Below are 9,412 nucleotides of genomic sequence, written 5' to 3' on the forward strand. Positions count from 1 at the left end.
CAAGACAGTACACTCGGGGCCATGACGGAAGCGCAGGACGAGGTCGACCGGCTCGTCGCGGCGTGGCGGGCGGAGCGGCCCGACCTCGACGTCGAGCCGCTGCAGGTGCTCTCGCGGATCTCCCGCCTGGCCAAGCACCTCGACCGGGCCAGGCGCGCGGCGTTCGCCGAGCACGGGCTGGAGCCCTGGGAGTTCGACGTGCTCACCGCGCTGCGGCGGGCCGGACAGCCCTACGAGCTGAGCCCCGGCGCGCTGCTGCGCGCCACCCTGGTCACCTCCGGCACCATGACCAACCGCATAGACCGCCTCGCCCAGGCGGGCCTCGTACGGCGCCGTCCCGACCCCGAGGACCGCCGCGGCGTCCTGGTCTCCCTGACCGACGCCGGGCTGGCCCGCGTCGACGCCGCCTTCACCGACCTGATCAGGCGCGAGCACACGCTGCTCAGCAGCCTGGAAGCGGACCAGCAACACGCCCTGGCCGGGCTGCTGCGCACGATGCTGGCGCCCTTCGACACCTGATCGCGGAGGTCAGTGCTCGGGCCGCAGCGACGAGCCGACGTACATGGCGGCGAGCATGGTGAACAGGTAGGCCTGCAGGAACTGGATGAAGATCTCGAACGCCGTCAGCACGATCGTCATGGCCACCCCGAGCACGCCCACGGCGAAACCTGGCAGAGTCGGCCGCTCGATCAGGAACCAGAACCCGACGGCGCTGAAGAACGCCAGCAGCGTGTGCCCGGCGAACATGTTCGCGAGCAGCCGCACGGCATGCGTGAACGGCGCGGTCACGAAGAAGTAGACCAGCTCCAGCGGCGCGTACAGGACGATCGCCAGGGCCCTGGGCAGCCCCGGCGGGAACATCATGCCCTTGAGGTAACGGAACACCCCGTGCCGGGTGAAGGCCACATACAGCTTGACCAGGTAGACGGCGATCGCCAGCACCCACGGGAACGACGCCCGCGCGGTCACGGGGAACTGGAGCAGCGGGACGACCGCCAGCAGGTTCCAGACCAGGATCAGCAGGAAGAGGCTGAGCAGCAGCGGCATCCAGCGGTCGGCGTCCCGGCCTAAAAACGGCCTGGCTATCTGGTCGCGCACGAACAGGTAGACGTACTCGCCCACGTTCTGCGCCCCGCGCGGCACCAGCTTGGGCCGGGAGTAGGCCGCCCAGGCGAACGCGCACACCGCCAGCGCGCCGAGTACGGCGAGCAGCACCGGCTTGGTCACCCACCCCTGCCACAGCGCGGGGAACTCGAACAGGTCGTCCGGGGACGGCGCACGAAAGTCGGGGGCGGCGGCCATGCATGCTCCTTCGGAGGACAACCGGGTACGGTGTACCTAGTTTTCCAGCCCGGTACGGTGTACGCAATATGGAAAACGTCTGGATGCGGCCCGACCGGCCCGCTCGCGGGCCCCGGCCCGCCTTCAGCCGGGCTCAGCTCACCGAGGCCGCGCTGCGGGTCGCCGACGCCGAAGGGCTCGACGCGATCTCGATGCGCCGCCTCGCCGCGGAGATCGGCTCCGGCACGATGTCGCTCTACCGGTACGTCTCGGGCAAGGACGATGTGATCGACCTGATGGTCGACGCCGTCTCGGCGGAGTTCCTCCCGCCTGACGTCCCCAGCGGCGACTGGCGGGCCGACCTGCGCGCCCTGGCCATCCAGGGCCGCCGGACGATGCACCGGCACCCGTGGATGGCCCGGGTGACCGCCACCCGGCAGTCCAGCGGCCCCAACGGCGTGCGGACCTTCGAGCGCGCCCTGTCCGTGGTCGACGGGATGGGCCTGAGCATCGACGTCATGCTCGCCCTGGTGGGGTCGGTGTTCGCCTACGTCAACGGGTACGTGGCCGCGGAGATGGGCGAGCTGGAGGCCCGGCGGCGCACCGGCCTGGACGTGCAGCAGTGGATGGCGCGCCAGGCCCCCTATCTGGAGACGCTGCTCAAGAGCGGCGACCACCCGTTGTTCGCCCGGGTGGTCGCCGAGAGCGGGCGTGAGCTCGCCGACCCGGACGAGCGCTTCGCGTACGGCCTGGACCGCCTGCTCGACGGGATCGCCGCCGCGCTCCCTGGCGGCTAGTCACCGAGGCGGTCGGCGGTCTCCAGCCACTCGGCCTCGACGGTCTCCTTCTGGGCCAGCAGGTCGCGGAGCCGCGCGTCGAGGTCGCCGAGCTTCTCGTAGTCGCCGGCCGCGCCGGCCATCTCGGCGTGCAGCTTGGCCTCCTGGCCGGCCAGCTTGTCGAGCTGCCGCTCCAGGCGGTTGAGCTCCTTGCGCAGCTCCCGCTCCTCCTTGGCCGACAGCCCCTGGGGCGCCGCGGGGGCGGACGGCTCGGGCCGGGCCTCCGGCTGGGCCGCCACCCGGGCCGTCTGCGCGGTGCCGGCGGCGCGCCGCTCCAGGTACTCGTCCACCCCACCGGGCAGGAGCGACAGCCTGCCGTCGCCGAGCAGGGCCACGCTGCGGTCGGTCACCCGCTCCAGGAAGTAGCGGTCGTGGGAGACCAGGATCAGCGTGCCGGGCCAGCCGTCGAGCAGGTCTTCGAGCTCGTTGAGCGTCTCGATGTCGAGGTCGTTGGTGGGCTCGTCGAGCAGCAGCACGTTGGGGTCGTCCATGAGGAGCCTGAGCAGTTGCAGGCGGCGCCGCTCGCCGCCGGACAGGTCGCCGACCACCTTCCACTGCGCCTCGCCCTTGAAGCCGAGGCGCTCCAGCAGCTGGGAGGCGGTCCACTCCTTCTTGCCGACCTGGACGTACTTGCGGATCTCCTCGACCGTCTCCAGCACCCGCCGGGTGGGGTCGAGCTCCGCCAGCTCCTGCGACAGGTGGGCGAGGCGGACCGTCCGGCCTTCGACGACGCGGCCGGAGTCGGGGGCGACGGTGCCGGCGAGCAGGCGCAGGACCGACGACTTGCCGGAGCCGTTGACGCCGATCAGCCCGACCCGGTCGCCCGGGCCGAACTGCCACGTGCAGCGGTCGAGCACCTTCGGGCCGGCGCCGGGGCCGCCCGCGTGGAGGGTGACGTCTTCGAGGTCGTAGACGGTCTTGCCGAGCCGGGCGCTGGCGAACTTCAGCAGCTCGACGGTCTCGCGCGGCGGCGGCTCGTTCGCGATCAGCGCCTGGGCCGCGTCCACCCGGAACTTGGGCTTGGACGTGCGGGCGGGCGGGCCGCGGCGCAGCCAGGCGATCTCCTTGCGCATGAGGTTCTGGCGGCGTTCCTCGGCGGCCTGGGCGACACGCGCCCGCTCGGCCTTGGCCAGCACGTAGGCGGCGTAACCGCCCTCGTAGCGCTCGACGCGGCCGTCGACGACCTCCCAGGTGCGGGTGGAGACGGCGTCGAGGAACCAGCGGTCGTGCGTCACCACGACCAGCGCGCTCCTGCGGCCGGACAGGTGGCCGGCCAGCCAGGCGATGGCCTCGATGTCGAGGTGGTTGGTGGGCTCGTCGAGCATGATCAGGTCGTGCTCGACGATGAGCAGTTGCGCCAGCGCGGTGCGCCTGCGCTCGCCGCCGGACAGGTCGCCCGCCTTGGAGTCGAGGTCGAGGTCGCCGATCAGGTTGCCGAGGATCTCGCGGACGCGCTGGTCGCCGGCCCATTCGTGCTCGGCCATGTCGCCCAGGACGAGGTCGCGCACGGTCATGCCGGGGTCGAGCGGATCCTGCTGGGAGAGGAAGCCGACGCGCAGGCCGCGGGTGTGGGTGACGCGGCCGCTGTCGGGGCTCACGCCGCCCTCGATCACGCGGAGCAGGGTCGTCTTGCCGCCGCCGTTGCGGCCCACCACGCCGATGCGCTCGCCGTCCTCGATGCCGAGGGAGACGTCGGAGAGCAGCGGCTTGGGCCCGTAGGCGTGGGAGACCGACTCGAGATTGACCAGATTCATCGCATCCCCAGGGTATCGGCTCGCGACGAGCACACCACCCGGCGCGGGACGGACGTCGGGCCGCCACCCGGTGAGTTCGCGAGCGCGGGTCAGACGAGGGTGGCGCCCGGGGCGGGGCCTTCGGCGACGACGGCGGCGCGGGTGCCCGGGGTGGTGGCGAGCGCGCGGGCCAGCTCCGCGGCGTGCGCGGCGTCACCGGCGAGGAAGGCGCAGGTCGCGCCGGAGCCGGAGACGATCGCGCCCAGGGCTCCCGCGTCGCGACCGGCGCGCAGGGTGTCGGCCAGCGGCGGGTGGAGCGCGAGCGCGGCCGGCTCCAGGTCGTTGGCGAGGCGGCGGCCCAGCTCGGCGGCGTCGCCGTCGCGCAGCGCGGCCAGGAGCGCCGGGTCGGGCCGGGGCTCGGGGACGGGCGCGCCCTCCCTGAGGCGGTCGCACTCCTTGTAGACGTGGGCGGTGCTGAGCCCGGTGTCGGCGACCGCGAACACCCAGTGGAAGGGGCCGCCGACGGGCAGCGGGGCCAGGCGCTCGCCGCGCCCCGTGCCGAGCGCGGTGCCGCCCATCAGCGAGAACGGCACGTCGCTGCCCAGCTCGGCGCCGATCTCCATCAGCTCCTCGCGGGGCAGGCCGAGCCCCCACAGCTCGTCGCAGGCGACCAGCGCGGCGGCCGCGTCGGCGCTGCCGCCCGCCATGCCGCCCGCCACCGGGATCGTCTTGTGGATGACGAGCTCGGCGCCCCGATCGAGGCCCGCCCGCGCGGCCAGCGCACGGGCCGCGCGGACCGCCAGGTTGCCGTCGTGCAGCGGCACCTCGGCCGCCCAGCCGCCGGTCACCGAGACCGTGATCGAGCGGGCCTCCCTGGCCACCACCTCGTCGAAGATCGACACGGCGTGGAAGACGTTGACCAGGTCATGGAAGCCGTCCTCCCGCAGCGGGCCGACGGAGAGCTGCACGTTCACCTTCGCGGGCACCCGTACGGTCACCGAGCTCATCAGATCTTCTGCCACTTCCGTCGCTCCGAGGGTCGAGGACACTCGATCGTATCCGCGCCCGCACACTCCGCGTACCGGACGCGGGGCGCGCACCGACGGGACGGTGTTCAGCCGGTGACCGCCACGGCGTCCACCTCGAACAGCATGTCGGGCAGGGCGAGCGCGGCCACTCCGATCAGCGACTGCGTGGGCGGCAGGTCGCCCCAGATCTCCCGTACGGCCTCCAAGAGGATGTCCAGCTTGCCCGCGTCGTGGCCGACGATGTACGTCCGGATCTGGACGACGTGGCCGTAGTCCGAGCCGGCCGCGGCGAGCGCGGTGCCGAGGTTCGCGAACGACTGCCTGACCTGCTCGGCGAAGTCGCCGGAGGTCACGTGACCGTCGGGCCCGGAGGCGTACTGCCCGGCGATGAGGACGAGGTCCCCGGAGGCTCGTGCGATGTGGCTGTAACCGAAACCGGTGGGGTCGTGCAGCGTGCTGGGGTTGATGATGGTGGGTTTCATGATCGTGTTCCTTTCTGGATGTGCCGCGTCCGATTGACGCCGACGATGAGCGCGGCGGCCAGGGCCAGCCCGGAGGTCACCCACAGGACACCGGCGACGGCGACCCCGTCAGCGGTGAACCCGCCGAGCACGGCGCCGAAGGCGATGGACAGGTTGAAGGCCGCCACGAACAGCGACGACGCCGATTCGGTCATCTCGGGCGCGGCCTTGAGCATCCAGGTCTGCAGTGTCACCGACACCCCGCCGTAGGCCAGTCCCCAGACGACGAGCAGGACGGTGCCCGCGAACGGGCCCCCGGTCAGCGCGAACAGAGCAGTGGCCGCGGACAGGACGGCGGCGATCAGGATGAGCGTGCCGCGCAGGTGCGCGCGCACCCGGTGGCCGGCGAGGAAGTTGCCGACGACGCCCGCCAGCCCGTACGCCATCAGCAACGCGCCGATCCAGCCGTCGTCGATCCCGGCGAGGTCGTGCAGCAGAGGGCGGGCGAAGGTGTAGGCGGCGAAGTGCCCGGTGATCAGCAGGGCGGTGACGATCACGCCGATCCGGACACCCGTGTTCGCGCGCAGCAGGGCGGGCAGGTCGGGCAGGCCGATCGTGCGCTGCGCCGGCAGGCGAGGCACCAGAAGCAGCAGAGCGGCCAGCGCCACCAGCCCCAGGATCGCGACGCCGGCGAAGCCGCCGCGCCAGCCGGTCAGCTCACCGATCAGCGTCCCGGCCGGGACGCCGAGCACGGACGCGGTGGAGACGCCGCCGAAGATCACGGCGGTCGCGGCGGCGACCTGTCCGGGCGGCACCAAGCGGACCGCGAGCCCGCCCGCGATGGCCCAGAAGCCTCCGACGCTCACCCCGACGACGAGCCGTGCCACCAGCACGACGGCGAAGTGCGGGGCGAGTGCGCAGACCAGGTTCGCCACCGCCATGAGCCCGATCAGCCCGGCCAGCATGACCTTCCGGTCCACCGTTCCGGCCCGCGCCGTGAGCAGCGGGGCGGCCAGCCCGGCGACGAGCCCCGGGACGGTGACCATCAACCCGGCCGTGCCCGGCGAGACGTCCAGTGCCTCGCCGATCGGTGTGAGCAGGCCCACGGGAAGCAGCTCCGAGGTCATCAACACGAAGATCCCCAGCGTCACCGCCGAAACCGCTGACCACCCTTGCACCTTTTCCTCTAACTGGATAGGAAACATCTAGGATTTTCTCCAAAGAAAGCCGCTTCGGGAGAGGAGCCCCTCCCTTTCGCGGGCGCGGATTCAAGCTCGCCGGCTTCGCAATCCCTGGCGGGTCTCGTTCGGCGCGCCGGGGAACCGCGACTCGACCGTGGCCTTCACATCGGCGAGAGTGCGCGCGGCCAGCTCCGCCCGCCAGAGCAGCTCCGCCTTCCGCATGACCTGGGAGATCACACAGGTTTCCCGGTAGTCGATCCCCGGCTCGCCGTCGGGGGCGTCGCGCAGGATCTGGGCGCACTGGAACGCGTCCTCCGGCCCCTCGATCGCCACCACCACGTCCAGCACAGTGATCTTCCGAGGGTCGCGGGCGAGTTGGAACCCGCCACGCGGGCCGGAGACCGACGACACGATCCCCGCCCTCGCCAGCGCCTGCAACTGCTTGTTGAGGTACGCCGGAGGCAGCTTGAAGTAGTCGGCCAGGACCGCGGCCGGGACGGGGCGGCCGTCCTCGATCCACGTCAGGTTGAGGCACGTGTGCAGCGCCCACTCCACGCCCTCGCTCATCTTCACAATCCTGGATATTACGTATCCAGGATTGCCGCCGCAACTCCTGCGGATACCCGGTGGCCGCGACGACCGCCCGCCGTGAATCCTGGAGTGGAGGCCGGTCGCCGCCCGATCTGATCGACGGCGACTTCATGGAAGGAATGCGTCGTGGGTGGAGTGACGGTCATCGAGGTGCCGCAGTGGCGTGGGTCCGGGGCGGCGACGGCGGAGCGGCTGGTGGAAGGAGCCCGACTGCTGGGCGAGATGGTGCCGGCGGACAGGCGGGTGCGGGTCGAGGCGGACGACGACCTCGTGGTGACCGCGTCGCGCGTGCGGGAGGCGCTGTCGGCGGTAGGCGACGGTCTCGTGGTGACCGCGTCGCGGGCGCGGGAGGCGCAGGCGGGGAGCGGCGGCGGTTTCGTGGTGACCGTGGGCGGCGACTGCGGGGTGGAGCTGGAGCCGGTGGCGGCGGCGCGGCGCGCGTACGGAGATCGGCTGGTCGTGGTCTGGTTCGACGCGCACGGGGATCTGAACACTCCCGAGTCCTCGCCTTCGGGGGCGTTCCACGGGATGGTGCTGCGGGCGCTGGTGGACGAGGGGCCGCGAGGGCTGACCGCCGACCCCGGCGTCGATCCCCGGCGGGTGGTGCTGGCCGGGGTTCGGGATCTTGACCCCGGCGAGGCCGCGTTCGCGGCCGAGGCCGGGGTCGGGCACGTGAGGACCGCCGACCCGGACGCGCTCGTGCAGGCGGTGACGGCCGCGGGTCTGCCGGGCGCCGGCTCCTCCGGCCGGTTCCCCGCGTCCGGTCCGGGGGACGCGAGCGGCCCGCTTGCGCACGACATGGATACCGGGAAGGACCGCGACCCGGTGGTCTACGTGCATGTCGACCTCGATGTGCTGGAGCCGGAGGTGTTCGGGAGCGTGGGAAGCCCGGTGCCGGGCGGGTTCCTGCCGGAGGAACTCGTGCGCATGGTGACGGCTCTGGGCGAGCGGTTCGAGGTGGCCGGGCTCGGGATCACCGAGTACGAGCCCGGCCGGCCCGAGGATCGGGAGGTGCTCGCGCCCGTGGTGAAGGCGCTGGTCGAGGCGTGTGCCGGTCAGCCCGGACGCACCGCGCCACGGTAGACCGACCCGAAGTAGGGCGAGCGGAGGAACCGGACGATCTTGACCACGTCGCCGGTCTTGGGGGCGTGGACCATGAGACCCGCCCGGAGGTAGAGGCCGACGTGGGAGGGGTCGCCCGTCCCGCCGCCGAAGAAGACCAGGTCGCCCGAGCGGAGCCGGGACAGGGGGACGCGACGGCCCTGCCGGAACTGGGTGCCGGTGTAGTGACCGAGCCGGACCCCTGCCCTTCCCCATGCGTACATGGTCAGGCCGCTGCAGTCGAAGCCGACGGTGGCGGCTCCCCTGCCGATGCCCCTGGTGGGGCCGGAGCGGGACCCGCCGCCCCAGGAGAACGGGGTGCCGATCCGCGCCAGGGCGGCGGCCGCCGCGACCTCGCCCTTGAGGCGCCTGGTGACCGTGTCCGGCTTGGAGCCGGTGTCCGGTCTGGTGGCCCTGTCCGGCTTCGTGGCGCGCTCCGCCTCGCCCAAGCCGCTCACCTCGGGCAGAGAGAGACGGCACAGGGACGGGTGGTCGAAGAAGCCGCTGCCCGGCGCGGGACACAGAGCGGCGGCGTGGGCGGGGACGGGCACGGAGACGAGCCCACCGGCGAGAGCGAGCCCTATCAGACGGGTACGTGACTTCATGGTCGGCCTCCTCGTGATCGGGGAGGCCCAGGATCATCCGCGCGGCATGCCCGCCAACGGGCCGAACGGGGTTCTGGGGACAATGTCGAGCTGTCCACAGTCATGCGGACGGAGCTTGGACGACACGTCAACCCACGGACTGAGGTCGAGCATGGCGTCGCAGCCGGGTCTTGACCTAGATGTGAAGGGTCAGCGCGGTATGAGGGCCCACACGACTCGTTCGCCTACTTGCGTGCGGTCGGTGCCCCAGCATCCGTTGGTGAGGTCGTCCACAACCCACAGGCCCCTACCTCTCGTCTCCTCGGGGCCAGGCATCGAGGGCAGCGGAACACCCCCCGATACGCCGGAATCCACGACGCTCAACCGCCAGTAGCGCCTCTCCCTCTCCTCCACCGCGATCAGGCTCATCCTCACCCAGGGGCCGCCGCCGTGAACCACCGCGTTCGTCACCAGTTCGGATGCGATGAGTGTGGACGGTCAGGAATTTCTCCAGGTGGGCGGCCAGCCTGATCCAGGCTGGCGGCCATGAAATCTCCAGGTAGACGGACACGTAAAGTCCAGGTGGACGGTCAGGTGAGAGGGACGACACCCTTTC

At 71.9% G+C, this 9,412-nt stretch carries 10 protein-coding genes; 3 read left to right on the forward strand and 7 right to left on the reverse strand.

The annotated features are described in order from the left end of the window. Positions 1-21 precede the first annotated feature (21 nt). On the forward strand, positions 22-519 hold the full coding sequence (locus ABD999_RS25345; RefSeq protein ID WP_148029099.1) for a MarR family winged helix-turn-helix transcriptional regulator: 498 nt from the start codon (positions 22-24) through the stop codon (positions 517-519). A 9-nt stretch (positions 520-528) separates the two neighbouring features. Here ABD999_RS25345 and atpB read toward each other — a convergent pair whose 3' ends face one another. After that, a complete protein-coding gene (gene atpB / locus ABD999_RS25350; protein WP_271279486.1) occupies positions 529-1,302 on the reverse strand; it encodes a F0F1 ATP synthase subunit A in 774 nt (257 codons plus the stop codon). Between the two features lie 68 nt (positions 1,303-1,370). Here atpB and ABD999_RS25355 point away from each other — a divergent pair, with 68 nt between their 5' ends. After that, positions 1,371-2,078, forward strand: coding sequence for a TetR/AcrR family transcriptional regulator (locus tag ABD999_RS25355; protein ID WP_271279487.1), 708 nt, complete (start codon positions 1,371-1,373; stop codon positions 2,076-2,078). Here ABD999_RS25355 and ABD999_RS25360 read toward each other — a convergent pair. The 5 genes from ABD999_RS25360 to ABD999_RS25380 all read right to left on the reverse strand — a co-directional run bounded on the left by ABD999_RS25360 (position 2,075) and on the right by ABD999_RS25380 (position 7,087). Then, complete coding sequence (locus ABD999_RS25360) at positions 2,075-3,871, reverse strand: ABC-F family ATP-binding cassette domain-containing protein (RefSeq protein WP_271279488.1); 1,797 nt, start codon at positions 3,869-3,871, stop codon at positions 2,075-2,077. The genes ABD999_RS25355 and ABD999_RS25360 overlap by 4 nt on opposite strands. Positions 3,872-3,960: 89 nt before the next feature. After that, a complete protein-coding gene (locus tag ABD999_RS25365; RefSeq protein ID WP_271279489.1) occupies positions 3,961-4,857 on the reverse strand; it encodes a 4-(cytidine 5'-diphospho)-2-C-methyl-D-erythritol kinase in 897 nt (298 codons plus the stop codon). A gap of 107 nt (positions 4,858-4,964) precedes the next feature. Beyond that, entirely contained in the window at positions 4,965-5,360 is a 396-nt protein-coding gene (locus ABD999_RS25370; RefSeq protein WP_271279490.1) for a RidA family protein, read from the reverse strand. Further along, a complete protein-coding gene (locus ABD999_RS25375) occupies positions 5,357-6,544 on the reverse strand; it encodes an MFS transporter (protein ID WP_271279491.1) in 1,188 nt (395 codons plus the stop codon). Before ABD999_RS25375 ends, ABD999_RS25370 begins: the two co-directional genes overlap by 4 nt. A gap of 63 nt (positions 6,545-6,607) precedes the next feature. Further along, positions 6,608-7,087 (reverse strand): RrF2 family transcriptional regulator, encoded by a 480-nt coding sequence (locus ABD999_RS25380; protein WP_271279492.1) that lies wholly within the window; start codon positions 7,085-7,087, stop codon positions 6,608-6,610. A 150-nt stretch (positions 7,088-7,237) separates the two neighbouring features. Between ABD999_RS25380 and ABD999_RS25385 the strand changes: the two genes are divergently transcribed. After that, positions 7,238-8,194 (forward strand): arginase family protein, encoded by a 957-nt coding sequence (locus ABD999_RS25385; protein ID WP_345482908.1) that lies wholly within the window; start codon positions 7,238-7,240, stop codon positions 8,192-8,194. Here the strand turns inward: ABD999_RS25385 and ABD999_RS25390 are convergent. After that, positions 8,167-8,817 (reverse strand): NlpC/P60 family protein, encoded by a 651-nt coding sequence (locus ABD999_RS25390; RefSeq protein WP_345482909.1) that lies wholly within the window; start codon positions 8,815-8,817, stop codon positions 8,167-8,169. The genes ABD999_RS25385 and ABD999_RS25390 overlap by 28 nt on opposite strands. Positions 8,818-9,412 lie beyond the last annotated feature (595 nt).

This window comes from Nonomuraea ferruginea (assembly GCF_039540635.1).
GTDB classification, from domain to species: domain Bacteria; phylum Actinomycetota; class Actinomycetes; order Streptosporangiales; family Streptosporangiaceae; genus Nonomuraea; species Nonomuraea ferruginea.

Bases quoted from the DNA above. Each gene is read 5' to 3' on its own strand.
- ABD999_RS25355 (WP_271279487.1), top strand. From the start codon at position 1,371: ATGGAAAACGTCTGGATGCGGCCCGACCGGCCCGCTCGCGGGCCCCGG.
- ABD999_RS25390 (WP_345482909.1), bottom strand. From the start codon at position 8,817: ATGAAGTCACGTACCCGTCTGATAGGGCTCGCTCTCGCCGGTGGGCTC.
- ABD999_RS25360 (WP_271279488.1), bottom strand. From the start codon at position 3,871: ATGAATCTGGTCAATCTCGAGTCGGTCTCCCACGCCTACGGGCCCAAG.
- ABD999_RS25345 (WP_148029099.1), top strand. From the start codon at position 22: ATGACGGAAGCGCAGGACGAGGTCGACCGGCTCGTCGCGGCGTGGCGG.
- ABD999_RS25370 (WP_271279490.1), bottom strand. From the start codon at position 5,360: ATGAAACCCACCATCATCAACCCCAGCACGCTGCACGACCCCACCGGT.
- atpB (WP_271279486.1), bottom strand. From the start codon at position 1,302: ATGGCCGCCGCCCCCGACTTTCGTGCGCCGTCCCCGGACGACCTGTTC.
- ABD999_RS25380 (WP_271279492.1), bottom strand. From the start codon at position 7,087: ATGAGCGAGGGCGTGGAGTGGGCGCTGCACACGTGCCTCAACCTGACG.
- ABD999_RS25365 (WP_271279489.1), bottom strand. From the start codon at position 4,857: ATGAGCTCGGTGACCGTACGGGTGCCCGCGAAGGTGAACGTGCAGCTC.
- ABD999_RS25375 (WP_271279491.1), bottom strand. From the start codon at position 6,544: ATGTTTCCTATCCAGTTAGAGGAAAAGGTGCAAGGGTGGTCAGCGGTT.